We start from the raw sequence: 26,871 nt of genomic DNA on the forward strand, positions 1-26,871 counted from the left end.
CAGATAAAACCGACCAAAATAAACCTGTCCCTTTTTGGCAGGTTAGTCCCAGAAGCTGTCTTCCTCATCCTCGGACTTGGGCCCGCGGTCGACGTACATCTTATGGGTGCGCTTCTCCATTACAAAGGCAAGAATCGCAAATAACAGGATGCCGCCGGCGAAAAGGATGGCAAAACCGGTGCGGGTGCCAAACAAAAAGGAAAAAACTGCGTCCATTGGGTGCCTTCTTGCGTAGTTGAGTTGGGTCGTAAACGCTCATAAGTATATACTTGCCCATACATGTACAAGGTTGCAACCTAAATGGAATGTATATCGCCGGAGGATCTAATGCTTGATATCAAGTTTGTTCGCGAGAACCCCGATGCCATCGATGTCGCCATGGCTAACCGCCAGACGTCTTGGGATCGCGAGAAGTTCTTTGAGCTCGACGACGAGCGCCGTGCCGTCATCACCGAGGTCGAGGAGCTCCAGGCCACGCGCAATGCCGAGTCCAAGAAGATCGGCGCCCTGATGAAGGAGGGCAAGAAGGACGAGGCCGAGGCCGCCAAGGAGGCCGTGCGCGCCGTCAACGAGAAGATTGACGGTCTGGCCGAGCGCCGCACTGCTCTCGAGCAGGAGCAGTACGACTTCATGGCTCACCTGCCCAACATTCCTTGCGAGGCCACGCCGTACGGCAAGGACGAGGACGAGAACATCGAGCGTCGCCGCTGGGGCACCCCGCGCGAGTTCGACTTCGACTTTAAGCCGCACTGGGATCTGGGCACCGATCTGGACATCCTCGACTTCGAGCGTGGCAACAAGCTCTCCGGCAGCCGCTTCACCGTTCTCGGTGGCGCCGGCGCCCGTCTTGAGCGCGCCCTCATCAACTTTTTCCTCGATACGCACACCAGCCGTGGCTTCAAGGAGTGGTGGCCGCCCATCGTCGTCAAGCGTCAGACCATGTTCGGTACGGGCCAGCTGCCCAAGTTTGAGGACGACGCCTATCACGTCTCGGGCGATAACTTCCTGATTCCCACCGCCGAGGTCGTGCTTACCAACCTGCACGCCGGCGAGGTCCTCGACGCCGACACCCTGCCGCGCCGCTACACTGCCTTCACTCCCTGTTTCCGTGAGGAGGCCGGCTCCGCTGGCCGCGACACCCGCGGCATCATCCGTCAGCACGAGTTCGACAAGGTCGAGATGGTCAAGTTCGCTAAACCGGAGGAGTCCGACGAGGAGCTCGAGAGCATGACCGCCGAGGCCGAGTACCTGCTGCAGCAGCTGGGCCTTCCGTATCGCGTGATTAGCCTGTGCACCGGCGACTTGGGCTTCTCTGCCCGTCAGACCTACGACGTCGAGGTCTGGCTGCCGAGCTACAACGCCTACAAGGAGATCAGCTCCTGCTCCAACTGTGGTGACTTCCAGGCTCGCCGCGCCAACATCAAGTATCGCGACCCCGAGAACTTCAAGGGTTCGCGTTACCTGCACACTCTCAACGGTTCCGGCCTACCGGCCGGCCGCACCATGGCCGCCATTCTGGAGAACTACCAGAACGCCGACGGCACCATCACGATTCCCGAGGTTCTGCGTCCTTACATGGGCGGCCTCGAGAAGATCGAGCCGGTCGCGTAACTTGGCTGCATAGGGGATATGCAAGGGCGCTCCTTCGGGGGCGCCCTATTTCGTGCGCAGGTTCATACCATGCCGTGCGGACAGCTCAATAGAAAACACACGAACAAGTGTTCTGTATACAGCCATCTACCTGCTATGCTTTTGCTAAATAAGAGCGAGAGAAAGGGGACGCGATGGAGCTGTTTGATGATCGGGTGGTTTTGTTTGAGAGCGACGAGGGCGGGGAGTACCTGCTTGTAACGTGTGAGCCGTCTGGCATGGGCGGCCTGGTGGTTCGGCAGACGAGTGAGGGTCCGTTGACCCAATGGTGCTTTGAGGAGTCGCCGCATGTGGTCGAGACGTTTGTGGCGCACGAGGGGCTTGTGGCGCTGGAGCACTTCTATGGAGTTGGGACTTCCAACCAGGTCGCGCGCATGCTGAGCATCTCGTTTGCCGATTATGACTGTGCCCAGCGGGTGAGATCGCTCCTGAGGGAACTTGATGCTAAGTTCGACGTGATCGAAAAGCCAATCGATCGTACGGGGAACGGCGGTATATGCGGAGCAGCATGACAAAACTGCGTTCCACAAAAAAGTTTGAGATTGTGCTTGACTCCAATAAGCTAAAGTGGTTTTATATGTCTTGCGCTGCGGCGTTACCTCAGCTGGATAGAGGGTCTGACTACGAATCAGAACGTCATAGGTTCGAATCCTATACGCCGCACCAATTGAAATCGAAAGCCTCCGGCAACGGGGGCTTTTCTTTTATGGCAACACCGCATGGATTCGAACCTCGGTCGAGGCGCGAGCGTCTTAATCATCACTTCGTAAAATTTTTCCAAATTGTCGCTTGACCCATCGAGGGGTCACGTGCATAATAATCCGTGCGTTGCGGCGTTACCTCAGCTGGATAGAGGGTCTGACTACGAATCAGAACGTCATAGGTTCGAATCCTATACGCCGCACCAATTGAGCTTTAAGCCTCCGGAAACGGGGGCTTTTCCTTTACGGGGGCATTGCGGAGATTCGAACCTCGTTCGAGGCGCGAGCGTCAAGAAAACGCGGAGCGTTTTTAGCGAGCGGGCGAGTCCGCCGACAGGCGGGCGAAGCCGGTGCGGATCCGCGCAGCGGATGCGCGGAATCCTATACGCCGCACCAACTGAACTTTAAAGCCTCCGGTAACGGAGGCTTTTCTTATATGTCGATATACTTGAGAAGTTGCTTTTGCCGTGTTTGAAAGTGTCGAGTCGATTGACTGCGCCAAGTGAGTAAAAATCAAATTTGATAACTTTTTTCGAAAAATGCTTGACCTTTATTCAGTCGATGTGCATAATAATCAACAAGTCGCGGCGTTACCTCAGCTGGATAGAGGGTCTGACTACGAATCAGAACGTCATAGGTTCGAATCCTATACGCCGCACCATTTGAGATTAAAGCTCCCGGCAACGGGGGCTTTTCTTTTACGTAAGCACTGCATGGATTCGAACCTCGGTCGAGGCGCGAGCGTGAAGCGGACGCGGAGCGTCCGTAGCGAGCGGGCGAGCACGCCGGCAGGCGGGCGAAGCCGGTGCGGATCCGCGCAGCGGATGCGCGGAATCCTATACGCCGCACCATTTGAGATTAAAGCTCCCGGCAACGGGGGCTTTTCTTTTACGTAAGCACCGCATGGATTCGAACCTCGGTCGAGGCGTGAGCGTCAAGCGGGCTATTTCCCGTCGACTCGTGTAAGATTCCGAGTAGATGTCGCGACTTATTCGCGACCACTCCTTCTTCAAGCGACCGATCAGGGTGATACTTCGTGGCAGAGCGTCCGACATACAAGCTCAGGTTTCTCGATCCCAAGAAGCGCTTTCCGGCGATGCCCGAGCAGCCTGCGGGACGCTCATATGGCGTGGTCTGGAAACTCTTTGGCGAGGATCAGCTTGAATCTTGTTATGTCGTCGAATTCGTTGGCAAAAGTCATGTGTCGCTTTTGGGCTACGTAAGCGTTTCGGGTGAGGTGTACAAGGTGGACCGCCCCGTCAGCGAGGCTCCGCTGCCCAACGATCCCGACATGGAACTGGTCCTTGACGAGTCGGATTCCAGTATTGGTGAGATTATGGTAAGGGAAGCCAACGGTGCAATGCGCGCGTGTGCGCAAACTGCCGGCTCTCCCGAAGGCCCCATGCGCGAGCAGTCCGACCACGAGACATGGAATTCGACCCGCGCCCTTCCTTACGGCGAGTTCATGGCCTCGATGTTCTTGCGCTACGTGATATTTGCCAACTCCGAAAGCGCTATTGTGAACACGGCGGACGCCGGCGGACTCGACGAGGGTATGCAAAACGTTGTCGACAAGATCAAGCTCGTAAAGTTGCCCGAGCCGGTCGAGGTGTTTTTGGGCTTTAACACGGCACCGCTACCTGACGCTATCGAGACGTTGCTCTACCGCGTTGACCATGCCGAGAATCCGAGCGGTATCGAGCGTTATGCCGCCGCCCTTATGAGCGAGGTCGACTTGCCCCGTCTGCGCACCATTGCCGCCAAGTCCGAAATGAGCCTAGCGCGCATCGACCGGTCGAAGCTGTTCTATCTCAATTTTGATCGTAGCCTGCTGGACCAGGGCGAGATTGACATGCTGCTTGCCATCGAGTGCCGTCTCAACCGCCTCTCCGGCATCCTCGAGCGCATCGGGGCCGGATTGGCCCCTGTGGCATCCTCGCCGAGCCTTGAGGGCTGCGCGCTCTTTGATGCGTGGCATATCGCCAAGACGACCAACGATGTTCCCCGACTGCTCGATACGGCCTCGAGCGATAACCCGTGGGGCAAACCGGGTACGGTGGCTTGCCAGCCGGGCGGCGAGTGGGACGTGCGCACCCGTTTTGCGCGAATCGTTGAGGCGCTCAACGTGGTCACGCGGCTCGACTATACCTATCGGGCAAACGTTGCCGAGGGGATTATGCTCGTTCGGTTTGGGCACTCTGTCGTGAATGCCATGCCGCAACGTGAATACGACGCTCAAGATGACGCCTGGCGCGAGCTGGAAGAGGACACGCGTGCGATCTGGGCCGCGGAGCACGATGCGCGCGTGGCACTCACGCTTGCGGCAGCGTGTTTTGCCGCGGGCACCTGCATCACGCGCTGCTATGTGCAGATTGCTGCTCCCGACAGTGAGCAGGGCGAGCGCGTTGTCGCAACGTATTTCTTTGGGCGCGCGGCCTATCTGGCCGATTGCGTGCCTGTCGCCAAGGATCTTGAGAGCATGGACATGGACGATATGCCGTGCAAGCGTGTGCTTGAGGCGTATGAGTCAACCGCTCCGGAGACGATTGAGCCTGCGGAGGTTCATGCTCGTCCGCGTGATGACCATCGCACACTGCCGCCGGCGCTGCGCGATTTGCTGCTTGCCGATACGGCTGACGAGTTGGAGGTCATGGAAGAGGACGACGACCCATACGTGGCCCGTGTTGTTGAATTGCGCGAGCAGGCAAAAGTCGACCGTACAGGTGCTTTTGAAGGCTTTTCCCGTCTTGTTGAGGAGTTGGAGGCTAAGTGCGCCGTTGCCGAGCTTTTGGCGACAGGTCCGGTTCAAACGCAGTTTTGCGATAACCAGCTGGTGCGCATGGTGCTACCGGTGTTGGAAGAAGATCGCTCTGTGCGAATCCTCCGTGCGCCCGATGCGCTGTACTTTGCCCAGCACGAGATCTGTAGCTTTTACGCCGAGCAAGAGGACTTTGAACGAGCGCTGCCCGAGGTGCGCCATCTTTACGATCTGGCGCGCTCGTCCATGCAATCGCACTTTGCGCTCATCAACGTGCTTGCGCGTCTGGAGCGCTTTGACGAGATTATCGAGGTGGCACGCCACGGCCTACGTATTGCCAGCGATCGTTCTGCAATCGGCTATCTGTTCTATCGCTTGGCGTTTGCCTATTGGAACTGCGATCAGCTCGACCTGGCGCTGGCTTGTTACCGTCTGGTGCCGCGCGGTGAGGAATCGGGCAGCAGCGCGCTGGAAGAAATGCAGGGCCTTATGAACGAGATGGGCGTCAGCGAGCCTCCGACGTTCGAGGAAGCGGTCGAGACCATCCGCAAGGCTGGACTCGAGCTGCCGCCAGTGTCCGCCGTGACGAATCAGCTTGCAGATGCCGCTGTTCAACTGGTCGACAACGGCTTCTTTTTCCTGGCACGCGGTTGCATCTTCCAAATGTGGCGCACCATGGGCAACGACGAGCTCGGCTCCCTCAACCGCTCGCTGGGGTAGGCGAAGCCTCCAAGGAGGAAAGGATGCTAGGCAATTAGAAAATTTCCTCTTGCCCATCCTTGGCTGTTTGGTTACTATAGAACGGCTGTTACGGAGAGCTGACCGAGAGGCCGAAGGTGCTCGCCTGCTAAGCGAGTATGCCCCAAAAGGGCATCTGGGGTTCGAATCCCCAGCTCTCCGCCAGTACGAATTTGAAGAAGGGTCCCATTTGGGGCCCTTTTTTGTGCGGAGAAAGGAGGCTGGGGATTCGAACCCTCAAAAAAGAGGCATCCTTTCGGACGCCTCCTTTCAGTGGGCTGATTATTCTTGCGCTCTACACCTCAGGAGCCTTGGCGACGGTCTCGCTCTCTGCCGCAAGTGGGCGGTTGTCGATGCGGCGGCCCAAGCGATCGAGCTTCACGAGCAGCCATTCAATGGGATTCGGCCCTGCGCCTTCCTCGTCGGCAACCAGGTCCATGACGGCGATCTTGGTGCCGTCCTGCTTGAGCGTAACGCTGCCCACCTTGTCGCCCACATGCACCGTGCCCGAAAGATCGTCGTAGCTAACCTTTTCGGTCACCTCGCCGGCAAGGGAAAACACGGTCGCTTGCGCCGTGGGATCGGCGAGCGTGGCGTCGATCGTCTTATCCGTCCAGTCGGTTTGACTAATGCGCGCCATAAGCGGGTTGCCGTTGGCGGTCTTTTCCTGCGTGTTGGCGATTGCGACCGTCACCTTGTGACCGTAGTACCAGTTGGCAAGGGTTGCGGTATCGGTAAAGCGCTGGTCGGTGGTGGTGGAGTTCAAAATAACGGTGTAGATCTCGTCGCCATCGCGGTTGTAGGCACCCGTAAAACAATAGCCTGCATCGTCGGTGGTGCCGGTCTTGCCGCCGATGTTGCCATCTTGGCCCAGCAAATAGTTATGCGTGTCCATGGAATGCGAATGGTCGGTGCCGTCGGCGCCCGTGACCTCGATCCAGGAATCCTCGCTCGCTACGACCTCGCGGATCGTGTCGTTTTTCATGGCCTCCTGCATCATCAGCGCTACGTCGTGTGCGGTTGAGTGCATATCGCCAGCCCACCCATCAAAGTCCAGACCATGCGGGTTTTCAAAAAGCGTACCGGTGCAGCCGAGCTTCTTAGCGCGCTCGTTCATGGCCTTCACAAATGTGGCCTCGGCGTCTTTGGTCTTAGGGTCGATTTTCTTGCCCACATATTCGGCGAGCACGATGGCGGCGTCGTTGCCCGAGGGAATCATCAGGCCGCGCAGTGCCTGCTCCACGGTAAGCTCGTCGCCTTCGAGCAAGCCGGCGGTCGAATTACCCACGGTGGCTGCGGCGTTGCTCACCGTGACCTTCTCGTCCATCTTGCAATTCTCGACGGTTAGGATTGCGGTCATGACCTTGGTGATCGAGGCAATCTTGACCTGCTCATCGGCGCCGCGGGCATAGTAGACGGTACCGTCTTTGCCCATGACGAGGGCATTGGTCGCATCGATATCGGGCAGGTTTTCGGCCGAGATGCCGCGCGCATCGGCGGTTTTGCCGCAAACATTGTCGGTCGTGAGCACTTGGGCGCCAGCGACGGTGGGCACGCCAGCGGCAAGGGCGATAGCGCAGACAAAGCCGGCGGCAAGCTGGGCTGAGCGCTTTGCAAAAGAGGTGAGGGTCTTCACAGGTTTCGCTTTCGACGGGATGGTCTCTTCTGGAACTAGAGTATATCGTTTGTCGTCGTCGGCGATCATCGCGTGCGTGCGTGGCCCACATCCGCTCCCGAACGGGCACAAGGGTGCTTAAGGCCGACTTAATCACCCACGCTTGTTGTGTGTGGCGTGCGTCGCCTCGGGCATAATGGAGCGCGAGAGGAGCACGCATGAACGAGCGCATACTGGTAGTTGATGACGAGAAGGCCATCGCCGACTTGGTTGGTATCTACCTTACAAAAGAGGGCTTTGATGTCCAGATTGCCTATAGCGGGGCCGATGCTGCCAAGGCAATCTTGGAGCAGGAGTTCGATTTGGCGCTGCTGGATGTCATGCTGCCCGATATCGATGGATTTGTGCTGCTGCGTACGATCCGTTCCAGCCATACCTATCCTGTGATCATGCTGACGGCGCGCGATGCCCAGCAAGACAAGATCGAGGGCCTTTCGCTTGGTGCGGACGATTACGTGGTTAAGCCGTTCCGCCCGCTGGAGCTCATCGCGCGTGTGCACGCTCAGCTTCGCCGCTACACCAGCTACGGTAGCCGTGCGCAGGCGGCCGAGTCGCCGACCATTCAGCTCGACGGCTTGGAGATCAACCGCGATGCTCGTTCCGTAACGGTGGACGGTTCACCGGTACGCCTCACACCCACCGAGTATTCAATCTTGCTGTATCTGGTCGAGCATCGCGGCAGCGTGGTGGCCGTGGAGGACCTGTTCCGCGCGGTATGGAACGAGGACTTTATGTCCGGCTCCAACAATACGGTGATGGTGCATATTCGCCACTTGCGCGAAAAGATCGGTGACGACGCACAAAAGCCACGCTTTATCAAAAACGTCTGGGGCGTCGGCTACATCATCGAATAACGCTTTTCGCTTGTGAGGATCTTGATATGACAAAAGACGATAGGCAAGCGTTCGAGGTGCCCGATCGGCTCTTTGAATACGTGAGGTCGGTCGTCGACAACCGCGCGCTTGCAACGGTGCTGCTCTTTTTGCTGAGCCTGCTGCTGATTGGCATCGACAACATCGTCGGAATCTTGGCGGTGCTGCTTGTTGGCTTTTTGCTGATCGATCGATTTGAGATTGTGTGCCGCTGCGTGGTGATTGGCGGCGCCGCGTGGGCCATGACGTTGGCGATTGGCGCCATGGCGCTCGGCGGCATCGAAGGGCCGGTGCTGTTTGATGTCGGCTTTGTATTCAACATGCTTGGCTTTGTGCTGGCGCTTGCCGTGTGCGTGCTGTTCTTGTGCGGCCGCGCCCTGTACTACCAGGGCTACGAGCAGGGCGAGCAGCATGCCGATTGTGTGCTGGCTGTTCGTATTCAAGATCGCCTGATCGATCACCCCGACACCTGGGACAACATCGACGGCGACTTCTTGGAGGTCGAGGGCGCCCTTAACCGCGTGCGTGACCGTGAGCGCAAGGTGCAGCAAGCTCTGCGTGACGAGTCGCATCGCAAGGACGATCTGGTCACGTACTTGGCACATGACCTACGCACCCCGCTTGCCAGTGTGGTGGGCTATCTTTCGCTGCTGCAAGAGGCTCCTGAGCTGCCGGTTGAGCAACGTGCGCACTTTACGGGCGTGGCGCTCGACAAGGCGCACCGGCTCGATGCGCTCATCGAAGAGTTCTTCGATATCACGCGCTTTGACTTCCACGATATCGTGCTCACGCGCGGCTATGTTGATCTGGGGTTGCTGCTGGCTCAGGTGGCTGACGAGTTCTATCCCATCCTCAACGAGCAGCATAAGGAAGCCCAAGTTGATATTCGCGAGGACCTGACGGTGCTCGTGGATGGCGACAAGATGGCCCGCGTGTTCAACAACATCATGAAAAACGCCGTCGCCTATAGCTATGAGGGCTCGACTATCACGATTGAGGCCGGGCGCCAAGACGATGGCGGCGTGCGCGTGCGCTTTATCAATCAGGGCGATCCTATCCCTGCGGCTAAGCTCAAGGTGATCTTTGAGAAGTTCTATCGCCTGGATGCGGCGCGTGCGACCAATCGCGGTGGTGCCGGTCTGGGCCTTGCTATTGCCAAGGAGATCATCGCGGCACACGGCGGTACCGTTGCATGTGAATCGACGCCCGAACACACGATATTCACCATCGAGCTGCCCGCCGCATAGCCAGCGTGCCCTTACAAACACTTGACAATGCGCTCACGTACATATGAGCCGCGATTTCTACTATCGATACTGCTGAATTGATATCGATGTGGAGGTATGCGGTATGACGGCTGCTGCGGCTGTGGAGCCCACGGAGCTTGAAGAACTCATGAAAGCGCAGGCCGAGGCCGCGCACGAGCGCGAGGTTGGGGATGCGACTCGCCCCACGGCAGAGGATCTTGCCGCCTCGCCGACGCGCATCGACGTCGAGGGCCTCGACCTGTTCTATGGCGACCATCATGCGCTCAAGGACGTGAATATCAAGATCCGCGACAAGCAGATCACCTCGTTCATCGGGCCTTCGGGCTGCGGAAAGTCCACGTTGCTGCGCTGCTTTAACCGCATGAACGACGGCATCAAGGATTGCCGCATCGAGGGCAAGATTGCGCTCGATGGTCAAGATATCCTGGGCGATTACGACATCTGCCGCCTTCGCCAGCGCGTGGGCATGGTGTTTCAGCGCCCCAACCCGTTTCCCATGAGCATCTACGACAACGTCGCGTACGGTCCTCGCGGCATGGGAGTGCGTGACCGCGTCGTGCTCGATGAGCTGGTCGAGGACTCCCTGCGTCGCGCTGCCCTGTGGGACGAGGTCAAGGACAAGCTCAAAGAGTCGGGCCTGGGTCTTTCGGGTGGACAGCAGCAGCGCCTGTGCATCGCCCGCGCGCTTGCCGTGCAGCCCGACATTCTGCTGATGGACGAGCCGACCTCGGCACTCGACCCTGTGTCGACGCTGGTGGTGGAGCAGCTGGCCTGCGAGCTCAAAGAGACCTGCACGCTCGTGGTCGTTACGCACAATATGCAGCAGGCGGCGCGTATCTCCGATTCGGTCGCATTCTTTTTGCTGGGTGAGCTGGTGGAGCACGCGCCCACCGCGCAACTCTTCAAGAATCCGACCGATCCGCGCACGGCGGATTATTTGACGGGGCGTTTTGGCTGATACCATCTAGTAAAGGTACCTTTAGGGTTAAGATGCGGTCATGCCGGCCGCAAAGGGGTTCAACATGATCTATTACGTCGAGGACGATGACAACATCAGGGATTTGACGGTCTATGCGCTGCGCAAGCAGGGGATTGAGGCCGAGGGCTTTTCGTGCGACGGTGAGTTTAAGGCTGCTGTGGCGCGACGGGTACCCGATGCCGTCCTGCTCGACATCATGCTGCCCGATACCGATGGCTTGGCGATTATGCGTCGACTGCGTGCCGATCGCCTGACGGCGACGGTGCCCATCATGATGCTTACCGCCAAGGATACCGAGCTCGACAAGGTGATGGCGCTCGATGGCGGTGCCGACGATTACCTGACTAAGCCGTTTTCGCTCATGGAGCTCGCCAGCCGCTGCCGCGCACTGCTGCGTCGCGGCGGCATGGTCAAACAGGCAAGCGATGTGCTCAGCGTGGGCGACATTGTGCTCTCGCCCAGCCATCGTGAGGTGACTGTTGCCGGCGAGTCGCTTAAGCTCACCCTGCGCGAGTTCGACCTGCTCGAGTACCTCATGCGCAAGCCCGGCGTGGTCTTTACCCGCGAGTCGTTGCTGCAGAGCGTGTGGGGCTGGGACTTCGACGGCGGTTCGCGCACCGTTGACGTGCACGTGCAGACGCTTCGCCAAAAACTGGGCGAGCATGCCAGCGCCATCGAGACCGTGCGCGGCGTGGGCTACCGCTTGGCCGAGCCTTCTGCCGGTGATGGTGCCGAAGGTGACGACACCGCGGCCACCGCATCGGAGGAGTAACCCGTGGTCTTCGCCCCCCAGGGAAAACATACGCTGTCGCACCGCGTTTTTGTGACGATCTTTGTCTGCGCCATGGCGGTTATCGTGGCGTTTACGGTGCTGGGTGCGTTCTTTGTGCAAAACACCTTGGCGGATGCCACGAGTGCCAACCTGGCGCAAGAAACCGAGCTCATTGCTGCCGCCCTCGACGAGCAGCAGGAGCCCATCCCGTTCTTGCGTAGCCTCGATCGAGAGGACTTGCGCATCACGCTGATTAACAAGGATGGATCGGTTGCCTACGACAACGAGGCGTCGCCTTCCACACTGCCCAACCATGGCGATCGCCCCGAGGTCATCGAGGCCTTTGAGAGTGGTTCGGGTTCCGCGGAGCGCGCAAGCTCTACGCTCGACGAGATTATGCTGTATCGCGCCGTCGCCCTTGATAACGGCCAGGTTGTCCGCTTGGCGCAGGCCCAGCCTGGCGTTGCGGCGATTTTGCTGTCGATGGTGGCGCCGATGCTGCTTATCGCAGCAGCGGGTGCGGTACTCTCGTTTTTTATGGCGCGCCGCGAGTCCCGTGCCATCATCGCGCCGTTGCAAGAGGTGGATTTGGACCACCCACGCCGTAGCTATGAGCACGCCTATGCCGAGATGGTCCCCATGCTTGAGCGTATTGAGTCGCAGCGCCAGGAGCTCAAGCGCCAAATGGCGGTGCTGGCGGACAACGACCGTATGCGCCGCGAGTTCACGGCGAATATCACCCATGAGCTCAAGACGCCGCTTACGGCGATTTCGGGCTATGCCGAGCTCATCGCAAACGGCATGGTCGAGGGCGAGGGCGACCTGCGCAACTTTGGCGGTCGCATCTATCGTGAGGCGGGCCGCTTGGCAGCGCTTGTCAACGATATCCTTACGCTGTCTAACTTGGACGAGGCCGAGCGTGCAACTGAGGGCGAGGCGGTGCCCATTGGTTCCACGGAGCCTATTGAGCTCTCGCGTGCCATCTACGCGGTTGAGCAGCGTCTTGAACAGGTCGCCCGTCAGGCGAATGTGACGATAAGTCATGAGACCAAGCCTGTGGTCATCGAAGGCGTGTCGCGCTTGATTGACGAGCTCATCTATAATCTGGCGAGCAACGCCATCCGCTACAATCGACCCGGCGGTGCGGTTACGCTGCAGTGCGGCACCAACGACGAAGGCCATCCGTTCCTTGCGGTCGCCGACACGGGAATCGGTATCGCGCCTGAAGAACAGGGCAAGGTATTTGAGCGGTTCTATCGCGTGGACAAGAGTAGGTCCAAGGCGCGCGGCGGAACCGGTCTGGGGCTTGCAATTGTCAAGCATGCGGCCCTGTATCATCACGCCACGCTCGATCTGTCGAGCGAGTTGGGCGTGGGAACCACCATTACGGTGACGTTTCCCATACGGCAGGACGAGCCATTCGCATAGCGATACAACATAGATATTGATGTAGACGCCGCATTTGACTTTCGGGTGCGGCGTTGTTGTGCAATTTTACGATTGCTTCCGACATTTTTACAGGAGAGCCTGTTTCTTATGTATAGAGTTTGGTCTCGGTAAAAAGATGCGATAACATACGGACAGTTTTGTCAATCCGAACTGGGGAAATGAAAGGCAAGCTGCATGACCCTTCTCGAACTGTTCCAGCTGCTCAAAAAGCACCTTAAGCTGGTCATCACCCTTCCGGTGGTCTGCGCGATCGCCATGGGCATCGTGTCCTTCGTTGCGATGGACAACACCTATACCGCGACGACGAGCATGTACATTCTCGCCAAAACCGACGATAGCGGTCAGATGAGCTACAACGATCTCTCGGCGAGCCAGATGCTTTCCAACGATATCGCCACGCTGTTGGATAGCGATAGCGTTAAGAGCGGCGCCGCCAAGGAACTGGGCCTCACCGATCTGGATGACTACAAGGTGTCTGTTTCCTCCGAGACCACCACGCGTGTCATTACGCTTTCGGTTACCGGCACCGATGCCAAGGAGACGGCTGAGGTCGCAAAGGCCATAGCTAGCTCGGTGAGTACGGTCGCTCAGAACGTCGGCGCTGCCCAGAGCATCAACGTTATCGACGAGGCTAAGACCCCCGAAGCCCCCAGCGGCCCCAAGCGTATGCTGTACGTTGCTGTCGCGTTCCTCGCGGGCATCTTTATCGCAGTTGCCTATGTCGTTTTGGCAGACATGCTCAACACCCGCATCCGCGGTGCCGAAGAGGCAGAAGAGCTCCTGGGCATTCCCGTTGTTGGCCGAATTCCGGCTATGAAAGGTGGTAAATAGGCATGGCTAAGGCAAAGAACACCGATAAGCTCGTTGTACAGAATGCCGCCAAGACCCTTCTGGCCAACATCCGCTTTGCGAGCGTGGACGACCCCATTCGCACCATCACCGTTACGTCCTCGATTCCCAACGAGGGCAAGTCTACGGTTTCCATCAACCTTGCCCAGGCTATCGCCACCAGCGGCAAGAGCGTCCTGCTGGTCGAGGCTGATATGCGTCGCAGGTCCCTTGCCGATATGCTCGGCGTCCGCTCCCGCGGCGGACTCTATGCAGTCCTTTCCGAGCAGGTTTCTATTGACCAGGCGATTGTCGAGACGGGTCAGAAGAACTTCTACTTCCTCGATGCCGAGCCGCATATTCCCAATCCTGCCGACATCATCGTCTCTCACCGCTTTGCCAAGCTGGTAAAGGCACTGTCCGCCAAGTTCCAGTACGTCATCTTTGATGCTCCCCCGGTCGGCACCTTCATCGATGCTGCCGAGATCGCAAGTCTGACCGACGGTGCGCTTTTTGTCGTGCGTGAGGATTTCACCAAGCGCGAGGAGGCACTCAACGCTATCGGCCAGCTTAAGAAGTCCGAGAAGGTCAAGCTTATCGGTACCGTCATGAACTACTGCGAGACCGAGACCAGCGAGTACTACTACTCCTACTACACCAAGGACGGTAAGAAGGTTAAGAAGGGCTCCGACGATCAGGGGACTTCCAAAAAGGGCATCTTCACCAACCGAGCAAACGTTTAGTTGATTAAGGCTGACCTATGCGTGACATTCATTGCCATATCTTGCCGGGTGTAGACGACGGCGCCGCCGATCTCGATGAGAGCTTGGCGATGCTCGAGGCTGCCAAGCGGGCCGGTGTAACCAGAATCGTTTGCACTCCTCACTGCCGTGATCCCTATTTTGATTACGACAAGATGTGGGATGCCTTTGAGCTGCTTCGTGATAACGCTGACGGTTTTCCGCTCCAGATGGGCTTCGAGGTCAACCATCGAAAGCTCGTTGAGCTTGGTATCGATGCTGCGGAGCACTTGCATTTCGACGGAACCAATGAGTTTCTGCTCGAGCTTTCGACGCATGCCGATGCGTATGCGTTTAGAGAGTACGAGAACACGATTTACGATTTGCAGTGCCGTGGCTACCAGGTTATCATCGCTCATCCTGAGCGCTATCGTGCGGTTCAAAAGGATGTAAGCGTGGCGGAGCGCCTGGTCGATATGGGCTGCAAGCTGCAGGCTTCGGCGGACTTTATTGCCGGCGGTCGCTTTGGTCGCGAGAAAAAGCCGGCACAGCGTCTGTTCGATCAGAACCTGTACAGCTTCATCGCGAGCGATGCCCATAACGTGGGTCATTACGACTGCCTGGCGAAGGCTCGCGCGAAGTTTAGCGTGCGCGGAGCTCATTTTCGCTAATATCTGTCCCTAACGTTCGTATTGAATGAAAGGGCAGCCATGGATATCCAACTTAAGACGGGATGCTTTGATGACGCGGCGTTGGTGCGCCGCGTCGTTTTTATGGACGAGCAGGGCTACGAGAATGAGTTCGACGCTATCGACGAGGATCAGAACTGCATTCATGTGACGCTCTATGTAGACGGCGAGCTTGCCGGTTGCTCGCGCGTGTTTCCCGAAGAGCTTGAACGCGTGGCTGACGCAGGGGCCCCGGTGTTGCCGGCATGCGACATGGACGAAGACGTTGCGGCGGGGGAGACCTACATTATGGGGCGCGTCGCCGTGCTGCCGGCTAGGCGTCGTCGCGGACTGGCGAGTGCGATCGTCGAGACCAGTGCTTCGTGTGCACGCGATGCCGGCGCTAAGCTTATTAAGCTGCATGCGCAGGAATACGTGCTGCCGCTCTATGCAAAGGCGGGCTACACGCAAATTGCCCCGGTAGATTACGAAGACGAGGGCCAACCCCATGTCTGGATGGCCAAGCGCGTAGATGGCAGATAGGGACGTTCCTTTTCTGCCGGCAGTTGGGGACACTCCTTGGCAATTGACGCATTGGAGCGCTCGGACATACAGTTTTTCGATTCCGTATGTATATATGCGCGTTAATGGGTTATAAAATCTAAGTCTGAACATAGCAGGTCTGCGATGCGGCTCGGGCGACCGGGCCGTTTTTGCGGACAGGGGTAGCGCGAAAGGACTGCACATGCGTCAATTTAAGACCGAGAGCAAAAAACTGCTCGACCTCATGATCAACTCCATCTACACCAATAAGGAAATCTTCCTGCGCGAGCTTATCTCTAACGCGAGCGACGCCGTCGACAAGCTCAACTTTAAGAGCCTGCAGGACCCGAGCGTCAAGATCGACCAGGGCGACCTGGCCATTCGCGTCTCCTTTGATAAAGACGCCCGCACCATTACCATCTCGGATAACGGCATTGGCATGACCGCCGAGGAGCTGGAGCGCAATCTGGGCACCATCGCCCATTCCGGCTCCGAGGAGTTTAAGACCGAGAACGCCGAGCAGCAGGGCTCCGATGTCGACATCATCGGTCAGTTTGGCGTGGGCTTCTACTCGGCTTTTATGGTCGCCAGCCATGTGAAGGTCGTCAGCCGCGCCTATGGCGAGGATGTCGCCCATGTGTGGGAATCCGACGGTCTTGAGGGCTACACCATCGAGGACGGCGAGCGCGCCGAGCACGGTACCGATGTCATCCTGACGCTGCGCGAGAACGAGAAGCTCGATGCCGACGGCGAGGCCGAGACCTACGATCGCTTCCTGACCGAGTGGGGTCTCAAGAGCCTGATTCAGCAGTACAGTAACTATGTACGCTACCCGATCCAGATGATGGTGTCCAAGAGCCGCCAGAAACCCAAGCCCGAGGACGCCGGCGACGATTACAAGCCCGAGTACGAGGACTACCAGGAGCTCGAGACCGTCAATTCCATGACACCGATCTGGAAGAAGCGCAGCTCCGATGTCGAGCAGAAGGACTACGACGAGTTCTACAAGTCCACGTTCCACGACTTTGACGATCCTGCGCGCACCATCAGCTTCCACGCCGAGGGCACGCTCGAGTATGACGCCCTGCTGTTTGTGCCGGGACGCGCGCCGTTCGATCTGTACAGCAAGGACTACGAGAAGGGTCTGGCGCTCTACAGCTCCAACGTCCTGATCATGGAGAAGTGCGACGACCTGCTGCCCGACTACTACAACTTTGTCCGCGGCGTCGTGGATTCCGCCGACGTGTCGCTCAACATCTCGCGCGAGACGCTGCAGCAGAACCGTCAGCTCAAGGCCATCGCCAAGCGTGTGGAAAAGAAGATTACCGCCGACCTTGAGGATATGCGTGACAACGACCGCGAGGCCTACGAGAAGTTCTTTGAGAACTTTGGCCGCGGTCTTAAGTACGGCATCTACTCGAGCTATGGCATGAAGGCCGATGAGCTCGCCGACCTGTTGCTGTTCTGGTCTGCCAAGGAACAGAAGATGATTACCCTGGCCGAGTATGCCAAGGGCATGCCTGAGGATCAGAAGGCCATCTACTACGCCGCCGGCGACTCGCGTGAGCGCTTGGCCAAGATGCCCGTGGTAAAGGGCGTGCTCGACCGCGGCTATGACGTGCTGCTGCTGACGCAGGATGTGGATGAGTTCACGTTCCAGGCTATGCGTGAGTACGTTGCCGCCGATATGCCCAAGATCTACGAGGACGATGCCGCCCGCGAGGCTGCCGAGAAGGCCGTGGCCGATGGTGCCGAGCCCGAGGTTGAGGATCGTCACCTGGAGCTCAAGAACGTCGCAACCGGTGATCTTGACCTGGCGACCGAGGACGAGAAAAAGGAGGCCGAGGACGCCACCAAGGAGAACGAGGACCTCTTTAACGCCATGAAGGAGGCACTCGGCGACAAGGTCGAGAAGGTTGCCGTCTCTGCGCGCCTGACCGATGCTCCCGCGTGCATCACCACCGAGGGCCCGCTTTCGCTCGAGATGGAGAAGGTGCTCCAGAAGGGTCCCGAGGGCGCGCCCGACGGTATGCCCAAGAGCCAGCGCGTGCTCGAGCTCAACGCCAAGCACCCGGTCTTTTCCAAGCTCGTCGCCGCTCAGAAGGCGGGCGACGCCGACAAGATCAAGCAGTACTCCGGTTTGCTCTATGACCAGGCCCTGCTGGTCGAGGGCATTCTGCCCGAGGACCCCGTTGCCTTCGCGGCGGCTGTTTGCAACTTGATGTAGTTAGGTAGTTACGCGGTTTTACCAAACCGCGTAACGGCTCGACGCTGCCCTCAGTTCCGCCGTTCTAACGAACGGCGGACCAGTCGACGCTGCGCGGGCGCCAGAGCGACAACTTGTCATTCAAAGAGGACGGCATGACCAGAAGGTCTATGCCGTCCTCTTTTCATGCCAATTTGTTCGCTCTGGCGCCCGCTCGCTGGCATTGCCAAAACATCGACGTTGCCGTGGTCCTAAGTAGTCATTGGGGACGTTCTTGTTTGACTAGTCATTTAAGAACGTCCCCGATGACTATTTGAATTGCTAATTTGTGCGGGTTGTGGTTTTGTGACCTGCTGAAATTTAGGATACTGTACATCTGTACGTTAACTCATCTTCGTAGTATATTGCTACCCGCAAAACTCAACACCATTGTGCTTTGAGACGTTAAAGCGCCTACTACAATGGTTGTCGATAGTACGATTCGATTCAACGACAGGATGGATGGTCATAGCGTGAGCCTCGGCAGCAAACTATCCAACGCAAAGGTCTCCTTTGCGATATTCAAGCGCGACATTAAGCGACTGCTTGTGAACCCCGTCGCCTTGGTGGTTACCCTTGGCGTGTGCGTTATTCCCTCGCTGTATGCCTGGTACAACATCGTGGCCAACTGGGATCCGTACGGAAACACCCAGGGCATCAAGATTGCCATCGCCAACAACGATCGGGGCACCCAAAACGACCTGGTGGGCGAGCTCAACGCGGGCGATCAGGTCGTCGATCAGCTCAAGGAGAACGATCAGCTGGGCTGGACCTTCGTCGATTCTGCGGCCGATGCCAAAGAGGGCGTCGAGAGCGGTGAGTACTATGCGGCCATCGTAGTCCCCAAGAACTTCTCGGATAACCTGGTTTCGATGCTCGACGGCAACTACCATCAGCCCAAGCTTACGTACTACGTCAATGAGAAGAAGAGCGCTATTGCGCCCAAGGTTACCGATACCGGTGCAAACACCATCGAGGAGCAGATCAACTCGGAATTTGTCTCTACGGTAGGCAAGACTGTTGCCGGTATCGCCAAGGATGCCGGTGTCGATTTAAAGGACAAGGCAACCCAGACTCAGGACTCGCTGGCAAGTTCGGTGTCCGAGGCGTCCGACACCTTGGGCGAGGTGCGCGATTCGATTGGCGATATGAATGCCGCCATCGATAAGACGAGTGGCGCTATCGCCTCGGCCGATGCGGCACTTGCCGGCCTGCAGGGTCAGGCGCCGTCACTGACGCAGGCGATCTCTCAGGGTAACGACCTGCTGGGCGAAGCTCGCACCACGGCGGGCAACTCCATCACCTCGCTCTCCAAGGCGCTCTCGGAAGGCAGCCTTGCGCTTACCAAGACGTCGGCCTCTGCGAACGCTGCCATCGGCAAGCTGACGGGCACGGTCACATCTACGACTACCCGTATCGACAACTCGCTTGAGTCTCTCCAAGCGACGATCGACCACAATAAGGCCGTTATCGGGCACTTGGAAATTCTCGTCAATGACACGTCGACAGGTTCCAAGGAAATTGACGCGCGCATTGTATCGATCATCGATTTGCTCCGCGAGCAGAATGAAAAGCTTCAGAGCATCAAGGACGGTCTGTCTGCGCAGTCGAGCGCCATGGCGAATGACGCTGCGGCTGTCTCGGGTGCCAGCGACGCTATCAATAATGCAATTCAGACCGGTGCGACCAACCTTGGCCAGGCTCAGACGGACTTGGGTCAAAACGCGCTGCCGAAGGTCTCGAGCGCACTTGATTCGTTTGCCGCCGTCTCGGGTGATCTGACGGGAATCGTGTCTGGCCTCACGCCTACTATTGCAAGTGCGCGCGGTACACTTTCGCAACTCAACGCCACGCTCGGTCAGGCCAAGACCACGCTGTCCCAGACCGATGCCTCGCTTGCCAAGGTCCAGGACAAGCTCGCAACCGCCGCCAACGACATCGCGGCGCTACAGACCTCCGAGTCCATGGGCGAGCTGGCCGGCCTGATGGGCGTCGACGTCGATGATGTTGCAGACTTCATGGCATCTCCGGTCGAGCTGACCTCAAAGTCAATTTACCCGGTCAAGAGCTTTGGTTCGGGCATTGCCCCGTTCTATACCAATCTGGCGCTGTGGGTGGGCGGCTACGTGCTTATCGCTATCTACAAGCTCGAGGTCGACCGCGAAGGCATCGGCAGCTTTACCGCGCGTCAGGGCTACTTTGGCCGCTGGTTGCTCCTGGTGATCCTGGGCGCGTTGCAGGCCATCATCGTTACGGTAGGCGATCTGGTGATCGGCGTGCAGTGCGTCAGCCCGCTGCTGTTCGTGCTGGGCGGCATCGCCATCTCGTTCACCTACGTCAATATCATCTATGCGCTGTCCACCACGTTTAAGCATATCGGCAAGGCTATCGGCGTCATTCTGGTTATCGTGCAGATCCCGGGTTCGTCGGGCATGTACCCCATCGAGATGATGCCAGGCTTCTTCCAGTGGCTGCACCCGCTGCTGCCCTTTACCTACGGCATCAATCTGCTGCGCGAGACGGTCGGCGGCATGTATTCGTTCAACTACCTGTTTAACCTGTGCATTCTGGGCGTGTTCTTGATCGTGGCGCTCTTTATCGGTCTGCAGCTGCGTCCGCTGCTGCTCAACCTTAACCTGCTCTTTGATAAACAGCTTTCCACGACCGGTATGATGATTTGCGAGTCCAACGACCTGCCGCGCCAGCGCTACTCGCTGCGCACGGCCATGCGTGTCATGCTCGATTCCGATTCGTACCGTCGCGAACTGCTCGATCATGCGGTCGCCTTTGAACATCGCTACCCGTACTACATCAAGGGCGGTTTTGCCGCCGTGGTGGGCGTTCAGGTCCTGCTCTTTGTCCTGTCGACGGTTCTCGATATCGACAATAACGGCAAGATCATCCTGCTTGTCATTTGGATCATCTCGGTTATTGCCATCTGCGGCTGGCTTATCAATATCGAATATATCCGCGCGAGCCTCAATACCCAGATGCGCATCTCGGCGCTTTCGGATGAGGACCTGCGTCGCGAGATGCGCGAACACACGGCCGCCATTCCTGCCGCCCGCCACATGTTTGGCCTCAACGCCAGCGAGCGTGGTGCCAAGGGCGGCGATCAGTCCACGGGCCGCTTGCCGCATATCGGCTCGCACCATAAATCTCAGGGCAGCGACAGCACAGCCACAAATGATGGAGATACCACCGCGCTTGGCAAGCACTCCAAAGGAGGTGAGGCATAAATGAAGAACATCCTGCATCTGTTTAAGCGCGATGTCCAAAACGTGTCTCGCTCCGTGATCGGCTTGGTTGTCGTGATGGGCCTCATTATCGTACCGTGTCTGTACGCGTGGTTTAACATCGCCGGCAGCTGGGATCCGTACGGCAACACCGGCAATCTTAAGATCGCCGTGGTCAACACCGATGAGGGCTACGAGAGCGATTTGATCCCCGTCGAGGTTAACGTGGGCGAAAACGTGACCGCCACCCTACGCGGCAACGAGAGCTTCGATTGGGTTGTGCTCAACAATCGCGAAAAGGCTATCGAGGGCGTTAAGTCGGGCGCGTACTATGCTGCCGTCGTTATCCCCAAAACGTTTAGCGCTGACATGATGACGCTTTTCTCGACCGACGTGAAACACGCCGATATCGAGTTTTACGAGAACCAGAAGGCCAACGCCATCGCGCAGATCGTGACCGAGAAGGGTTCGAGTGCCGTTCAGAGCCAGGTTAACGAAACTTTTACCGAGACCATTACGAGCATCGGTCTTAAGACGGTGTCCAGCCTGCTCGATTACATGAGCACCGACCAGGTCAGCAACTTTATCGCCAACCTGTCCTCGACGCTCGGCGATTCGGTCCAGGACCTGCAGGACGTTCAGGCCAGCGCAACGTCGCTTGCGGGCATTTTGAGCTCCACGTCCGATTCGCTGACGTCGGCGAGCGGTATGCTCCAGCAGACGGGTACGGTCGATGAGTCGACAAAGCAGCTCATGGAACATGCCAAAAGCGGCATCGATGATTCCAAAGAAGCGCTTAAGGCGGCAAACGATGCCATCGATGCCGCAATCGATGGAAGTGCGGGTTCGTTCGACAATGTGTCTGCCGAGTTCGCGAAGGCGTTCGACACCGCAAACCAGCATGTCTACCTTACGGTGTCCCAACTCAACGATGCCGCTGCGGCCCTCAATGCGCGCGCCAAGGATATCGATACAGTGGCCGATCAGCTCCGCAGCCTTGCCGACCAGGTGAGCGATGAGAATTTGAAGGACGGCCTCAAGTCCGCCGCGACGTCGCTGGGCAGAATCGCCGTTGAGTACCGCAACAATGCCAAGGATCTGGCGGCCACCGCGAAGTCTCTCTCCGATAGCATGGCCGAGGTCAACAACTCGCGTGCCGAGGTCGATCAGGCCATCGCCGATGCCAAGGCCGGCATCGCGGGTGCCAAATCCGATTACGATTCCACGTTCTCGGTTAAGGCCAAGGAGCTCAAGAAGACGGTTTCGGGCATTTTGGACTCGCTTGATGGCATCTCGGGCGACCTGGATAGCGCCGTAGGCGGCCTGACCGACGCATCCGGCTCGTTGGCGAAGGGCCTCTCCAAGGCCGCCAAGCTGGTCAACAAGGCTTCCGATCAGCTAGGTGAAGCGTCCGATAAGATCAGTGCGTTTAAGGATGAGCTCGATGGCGCCCTGATGTCGGACGACCTTGCCACGATCAAGACGATGATTGGCAACGATCCCGAGGGTTTGGCCGTGTCGCTTTCCGGTCCCGTCGCGCTCGATCGCAAACCGGTCTATCCGATCCGCAACTACGGCTCGGCCATGGCGCCGTTCTACACGATTCTGTCGCTCTGGGTCGGCTCGATCGTGCTGGCGGCCATGATGAAGGTGTCGGTTGACGATGAGCTTATCAACGAGCTCATCCCCGTACGCCTACACGAGATCTACCTGGGTCGTTACTTGTTCTTTGGCGGTTTGGCTCTGCTGCAGGCAACGCTCGTGTGCGCGGGCGACATCCTGTTCTTTGGCATCCAGTGCGACAACCCGCTGCAGTTTGTGCTGGCGGGCTGGGTCGCGAGTCTCGTGTTCTCCAATATCGTCTACACGCTTACGGTGTCGTTTGGCGATATCGGCAAGGCTTTGGCCGTTGTGCTGCTGGTCATGCAGGTCGGCGGTTCGGGCGGTACGTTCCCCATCGAGATGACCGGCCCTGTGTTCCAGGCGATCTATCCGTTCCTGCCGTTTACCCATGGCATTAACGCCATGCATGCCGCCATGGCTGGCGCCTACCATATGGAGTACTGGGTTGAGCTGGGCATTCTGGCGAGCTATCTGATTCCGTCGCTGGCCCTGGGCGTCGTCTTCCGCCGTCCGGTCATCAAAGCCAACGACTGGATCATCGAAAAGCTGGAATCAACTAAGCTAATTTAGTGCGGCAACGTTAACGCTGATGTAGCACTAATGCCATCGAGCGAGTCGCATTTGCGCCAAGGTGACGTGAAATGAAAGGGCGCTGACCTTCTGGTCGCGCCCTTGAAATTGAACGTCAGATTGGCGTGAATGCGGCTCGCGCAGCGTCGGCCGGTCCGCCGTTCGGTAGAACGGCGGAACAAAACGCTTTAGTGGGCTGGATTGCGATGCAACGCCGGTTGTTGCTACAGTAGCGGGGCGTGCCGGGGGTCCGGTGCGCCCCGTTTTTATTTGACCATGAGGCGGCACGCAGCCATACGCGTGCGGACACCACGCCAAGATTGAGTGTGAGGATGTTCCATGGCCCAATACGCTGCCAACGAAATCGAAAACATGCCCGATAGCCCTGTCGCACGGGAGGACCTGGGCGCCGGCGGCACCTCCCGCGGCGCCGGCGCGCGTTCCCCGTTCTTCTGGAAGGTCTTGCTGCTATCGGTGGCGGTCATCTGGGGCTATTCCTTTACCACCATGAAAGATGCGCTCGACACCATTCCGGTGTTCGAACTGCTCTATATTCGTTTTCTTCCGGCTTCGCTGGTTATGTTCGCCATCTTCCACAAGCGCATCATCGCGCACCTCAACGCCCGCAACCTGATCGTCGGACTTGGCATGGGCACACTTATGTGGGCCGCCTACGCCCTGCAGACGGTCGGTCTGGCTCAGACCACGGCGGGCAAGAACGCGTTTTTGACGGGTACGTACTGCATCCTCGTGCCCTTTGCGAGCTATTTCCTGAGCGGCGAAAAGCTCACGCGTTACAACTTGGGTGCCGCATTGCTCTGTCTGGCGGGCATTGGCCTGGTGGCGCTCGATAGCGTCGAGTTCAACATCGGTGATGCCATTACGCTGGGCGGCGCGGTCTTCTTTGCCATCCAGATGTCGGTGACCGCCAAGTACGGCCGCAAGATGGACATCAACGTCATCACGTTTTGGATGTTTGTGGGCAATGGTGTCTTGAGCCTTATCTCGTCGCTGCTATTCGAGACCCAAGCGCCGCTGTCCGTTTGGACGCCGAGCTTTATCAGTGTGATGGCGTTTCTCTCGGTGGGCTGCACATGTGTGGCTCTGCTCATCCAAAACGTCGGCCTGGCGCATGTCCCGGCCTCGACGGGCTCGCTGCTCCTTTCGATGGAGTCGCCTTCGGGTGTGCTGTTCTCGGTGCTGCTGATGGGGGAGGCGCTCACCTCGCGCCTGCTCGCCGGCTTCGCGCTCATCTTTCTTTCGATTATCTTGAGCGAGACGCATTTCGATTTTTTGCGTCGAAAACCGCGCCCGCAATTGTAAACAATTTGTTGCGCCGCCTCCCGGGGCGGCATTTTTTATGCGTCGCCCTTAAAGTAGTACCTTGCACTTTACGCTATCAAAGTGCTTGCTGCAAAAACGTTACTGGAGGGCATCTATGGCACCAGCACTGTCCGATCTTCAACCGCAACCAGCGCCCAAGGCCACCGCGGCGGCGCAAGCCGCCATTGGCGACAGTCTGGTCAAAGAGGCTCAAACTTTTGCCGATGAGCTTGCCGCATGGCGTCACGATCTGCATCGGACGCCCGAACTTGGTAACGACCTCCCGCAGACCTCTGCGTATATCCAAGCGCGCCTGGCCGAGATGGACATCCCGTTTGCCACGCTCGTCGATGGTTCCTGTGTTGTGGGCCTTGTCGGTGCCGGTGCCACCGCGGCCCAGGGCAATGGCGTCTGCACGGACGAACAGGCCGGTACGGTCGTTATGCTTCGTGGCGACATGGACGCCCTGCCCGTTGCCGAGGAATCCGGCGAGCCCTTTGCATCCACCAACGGCTGCATGCACGCTTGCGGTCACGATATGCACGCGACGGCGCTGCTTGGTGCGGCTCGTATGCTCAAAGCGCGCGAGGCAGAGCTTGTTGATGCCAACGCTACGGTTAAGTTGCTGTTCCAGCCGGGCGAGGAGACCTTTGAGGGAGCACGCGCTGCCATCGCCGACGGTTTGCTCGAGAACCCGCGCCCTCAGGCGGCCTTTGCCATGCATGTCAACAGCCAGTCGCCGCTTGGTCTGGTGCTCTACGGCAGCCCGGCGCTTTCGGGCGTGTACGGTTTTCGCATCACGCTTCAGGGCAAGGGCGGCCATGGCTCGAGCCCCGAGATCTGCATCGACCCCATCGCGGCCGGCGTCCATGTGCACCTGGCGCTCCAGGAGCTTATCGCCCGCGAGGTGCCGGCGGCCAAGGAAGTCGCACTTACCGTTGGTAAGTTTGCTGGCGGCTTGGCGGCCAACGTCATCCCCGACACCTGCGTGCTCGAGGGAACGCTGCGCGGCTTCGATGTTGAGCTCATGGAGCACCTCAAGACCCGCATCGCGGAGGTCGTTAACGGCGTTGCCACAACATATCGTACGCCGGCGACCATCGAGACGCTTTCGGATGTTCCGCCGCTTGTACTCGACAGCGATATGACCCAGGCGTCGCTTGGCTACGTGGGCGCAGTGCTGCCCAAGTCGGCTTTCTTGCCGCTTTTCCATGCCATGGCGAGTGAGGACTTCGCGCTTATCTCGAGCGAGATTCCGAGTGCGTACTTTACCGTGGGCGCGGCCGTAACCGACACGGACGAACACTTTGCCCAGCACCATCCCAAGGCACGTTTTAACGATGCCGAGCTGCCGCTCGGTGCTGCGGCTTATACCGCCGTCTCTTTGGGCTATATCGCCGACCACCGGTAGCATCCAACCTTGCCTTTCAAGCCTGCGGGCATGGCCGTAAGGCCTATGCCCTTGTCTTTCAAGGCAATCTTGGGCACTACCGGCGCCCGGCGCAGGCTATTCGTTTTTTAAAAGGAGCGGTATGTCCCAGCAACGCAAATTCTTCCCCGGCTGGCTCGTGGTGACCTCCGGCTTTGTGATCATGGCCACGTGCTACACGATTTTCGTCAACTGCATGAGCCTGTTCCAGCCGCTGATCGTCAGCGACCTGGGCATTTCCCTTGCGCAGTACAACATCTCCAACGCTATCTCCACCGTGGTGAGCGTCGTGGGTTCGCTCGTTATCGGCCATGTTGCCGATAAGGTGAGTGGCCGCGTATTGGGCTCGCTCACCGTTATCGCCACCTCGGCGGTGCTCGCGGGCATGAGCTTTGTGGGTGAGCTTTGGCAGGTCTATGTGCTCTTTGCCGTCTCGGGCTCCTTTGCGAGCGCCTGGATCGTGTGCCTGGTGTGTTCTGTTGTCATGCTCGTATTCCTGCTGGCCTCGGAGCCCATCGCCGCCAAGCTGCGCGCAAGCGTGGCGGGGGAGTAGGCGTCCGTCGCTCTTTTCTGTTCGCCCCGTTCTGTCCGTGGCCGCCTTGGAAGCCGAATGGATGCTCGTGCCATCATTCGGTTTCCAAGGCGGCCACGGGCCTACGAAATGATCCGTTTTCCTCCGTCCATTACAGTCGAAATTGTCAGCCCGGGACCGTCTCGGGCTACGATTGAGGCGCGCCCAGAACGGGCCGCCGACCGGGCGCCCGCGCACGGCCGAACGTCCCTGCCCCCGAGAGGGCCTGTTGG

The 26,871-nt window shown here is 58.4% G+C and carries 20 protein-coding genes and 4 tRNA genes; 22 read left to right on the forward strand and 2 right to left on the reverse strand.

What is annotated here, in order from left to right; translation table 11 throughout:
* Positions 1-42: 42 nt before the first annotated feature.
* Positions 43-216 (reverse strand): DUF6724 family protein, encoded by a 174-nt coding sequence (locus AAAX36_RS05675; RefSeq protein ID WP_006235069.1) that lies wholly within the window; start codon positions 214-216, stop codon positions 43-45.
* Between the two features lie 111 nt (positions 217-327).
* Here AAAX36_RS05675 and serS point away from each other — a divergent pair, with 111 nt between their 5' ends.
* The 7 genes from serS (at position 328) to AAAX36_RS05710 (ending at position 6,012) form a co-directional block, all read left to right on the forward strand.
* Complete coding sequence (serS, locus tag AAAX36_RS05680; RefSeq protein WP_040359108.1) at positions 328-1,611, forward strand: serine--tRNA ligase; 1,284 nt, start codon at positions 328-330, stop codon at positions 1,609-1,611.
* 173 nt (positions 1,612-1,784) lie between these two features.
* Entirely contained in the window at positions 1,785-2,162 is a 378-nt protein-coding gene (locus AAAX36_RS05685; protein ID WP_260699092.1) for a hypothetical protein, read from the forward strand.
* A gap of 77 nt (positions 2,163-2,239) precedes the next feature.
* Positions 2,240-2,316 (forward strand) — tRNA-Arg (locus AAAX36_RS05690).
* 164 nt (positions 2,317-2,480) lie between these two features.
* Positions 2,481-2,557 (forward strand) — tRNA-Arg (locus tag AAAX36_RS05695).
* Positions 2,558-2,935: 378 nt separating this feature from the next.
* Positions 2,936-3,012, forward strand: a tRNA-Arg gene (locus AAAX36_RS05700).
* A gap of 375 nt (positions 3,013-3,387) precedes the next feature.
* Positions 3,388-5,829, forward strand: coding sequence for a hypothetical protein (locus AAAX36_RS05705; protein ID WP_349074513.1), 2,442 nt, complete (start codon positions 3,388-3,390; stop codon positions 5,827-5,829).
* A gap of 92 nt (positions 5,830-5,921) precedes the next feature.
* Positions 5,922-6,012, forward strand: a tRNA-Ser gene (locus tag AAAX36_RS05710).
* Positions 6,013-6,142: 130 nt separating this feature from the next.
* On the opposite strand, the gene AAAX36_RS05715 is transcribed toward AAAX36_RS05710, so the two are convergent.
* Complete coding sequence (locus tag AAAX36_RS05715; RefSeq protein WP_349074516.1) at positions 6,143-7,483, reverse strand: D-alanyl-D-alanine carboxypeptidase family protein; 1,341 nt, start codon at positions 7,481-7,483, stop codon at positions 6,143-6,145.
* A gap of 197 nt (positions 7,484-7,680) precedes the next feature.
* On the opposite strand from AAAX36_RS05715, the gene AAAX36_RS05720 reads away from it, so the two are divergent.
* The 15 genes from AAAX36_RS05720 (at position 7,681) to AAAX36_RS05790 (ending at position 26,620) form a co-directional block, all read left to right on the forward strand.
* Positions 7,681-8,376, forward strand: coding sequence for a response regulator transcription factor (locus AAAX36_RS05720; protein ID WP_161145113.1), 696 nt, complete (start codon positions 7,681-7,683; stop codon positions 8,374-8,376).
* A 26-nt stretch (positions 8,377-8,402) separates the two neighbouring features.
* Positions 8,403-9,641: an ATP-binding protein gene (locus AAAX36_RS05725; protein WP_349074518.1), complete on the forward strand. Its 1,239-nt coding sequence runs from the start codon at positions 8,403-8,405 to the stop codon at positions 9,639-9,641.
* A gap of 103 nt (positions 9,642-9,744) precedes the next feature.
* On the forward strand, positions 9,745-10,620 hold the full coding sequence (gene pstB / locus AAAX36_RS05730; RefSeq protein WP_229026348.1) for a phosphate ABC transporter ATP-binding protein PstB: 876 nt from the start codon (positions 9,745-9,747) through the stop codon (positions 10,618-10,620).
* Between the two features lie 64 nt (positions 10,621-10,684).
* Positions 10,685-11,413 carry a response regulator transcription factor gene (locus AAAX36_RS05735; RefSeq protein ID WP_050766101.1) on the forward strand — a complete coding sequence of 243 codons (729 nt, stop codon included), beginning with the start codon at positions 10,685-10,687 and terminating at the stop codon, positions 11,411-11,413.
* Between the two features lie 3 nt (positions 11,414-11,416).
* Positions 11,417-12,841 carry an ATP-binding protein gene (locus AAAX36_RS05740; RefSeq protein ID WP_055285945.1) on the forward strand — a complete coding sequence of 475 codons (1,425 nt, stop codon included), beginning with the start codon at positions 11,417-11,419 and terminating at the stop codon, positions 12,839-12,841.
* A 195-nt stretch (positions 12,842-13,036) separates the two neighbouring features.
* A complete protein-coding gene (locus AAAX36_RS05745; protein WP_349074521.1) occupies positions 13,037-13,693 on the forward strand; it encodes a Wzz/FepE/Etk N-terminal domain-containing protein in 657 nt (218 codons plus the stop codon).
* A gap of 2 nt (positions 13,694-13,695) precedes the next feature.
* On the forward strand, positions 13,696-14,433 hold the full coding sequence (locus tag AAAX36_RS05750) for a CpsD/CapB family tyrosine-protein kinase (RefSeq protein ID WP_035136836.1): 738 nt from the start codon (positions 13,696-13,698) through the stop codon (positions 14,431-14,433).
* 17 nt (positions 14,434-14,450) lie between these two features.
* Positions 14,451-15,101, forward strand: coding sequence for a CpsB/CapC family capsule biosynthesis tyrosine phosphatase (locus AAAX36_RS05755; protein WP_022094060.1), 651 nt, complete (start codon positions 14,451-14,453; stop codon positions 15,099-15,101).
* A 39-nt stretch (positions 15,102-15,140) separates the two neighbouring features.
* A complete protein-coding gene (locus AAAX36_RS05760; protein ID WP_349074523.1) occupies positions 15,141-15,641 on the forward strand; it encodes a GNAT family N-acetyltransferase in 501 nt (166 codons plus the stop codon).
* A gap of 202 nt (positions 15,642-15,843) precedes the next feature.
* Positions 15,844-17,868 carry a molecular chaperone HtpG gene (gene htpG / locus AAAX36_RS05765; protein WP_195362014.1) on the forward strand — a complete coding sequence of 675 codons (2,025 nt, stop codon included), beginning with the start codon at positions 15,844-15,846 and terminating at the stop codon, positions 17,866-17,868.
* 491 nt (positions 17,869-18,359) lie between these two features.
* Positions 18,360-21,125, forward strand: a complete 2,766-nt coding sequence (locus AAAX36_RS05770) for a YhgE/Pip domain-containing protein (protein ID WP_349074526.1) — start codon at positions 18,360-18,362, stop codon at positions 21,123-21,125.
* Complete coding sequence (locus tag AAAX36_RS05775; RefSeq protein WP_349074528.1) at positions 21,126-23,315, forward strand: YhgE/Pip domain-containing protein; 2,190 nt, start codon at positions 21,126-21,128, stop codon at positions 23,313-23,315.
* A 339-nt stretch (positions 23,316-23,654) separates the two neighbouring features.
* Positions 23,655-24,638: a DMT family transporter gene (locus tag AAAX36_RS05780; protein WP_349074530.1), complete on the forward strand. Its 984-nt coding sequence runs from the start codon at positions 23,655-23,657 to the stop codon at positions 24,636-24,638.
* A 115-nt stretch (positions 24,639-24,753) separates the two neighbouring features.
* Positions 24,754-26,049, forward strand: a complete 1,296-nt coding sequence (locus AAAX36_RS05785; RefSeq protein ID WP_349074532.1) for a M20 family metallopeptidase — start codon at positions 24,754-24,756, stop codon at positions 26,047-26,049.
* A gap of 121 nt (positions 26,050-26,170) precedes the next feature.
* The gene (locus tag AAAX36_RS05790) at positions 26,171-26,620 is read left to right on the forward strand and encodes a hypothetical protein (protein ID WP_199412314.1); all 450 of its coding nucleotides are present in this window, start codon (positions 26,171-26,173) and stop codon (positions 26,618-26,620) included.
* Positions 26,621-26,871: the final 251 nt, after the last annotated feature.

It is taken from the genome of Collinsella sp. CLA-ER-H10 (genome assembly GCF_040092475.1).
Taxonomy (GTDB): domain Bacteria; phylum Actinomycetota; class Coriobacteriia; order Coriobacteriales; family Coriobacteriaceae; genus Collinsella.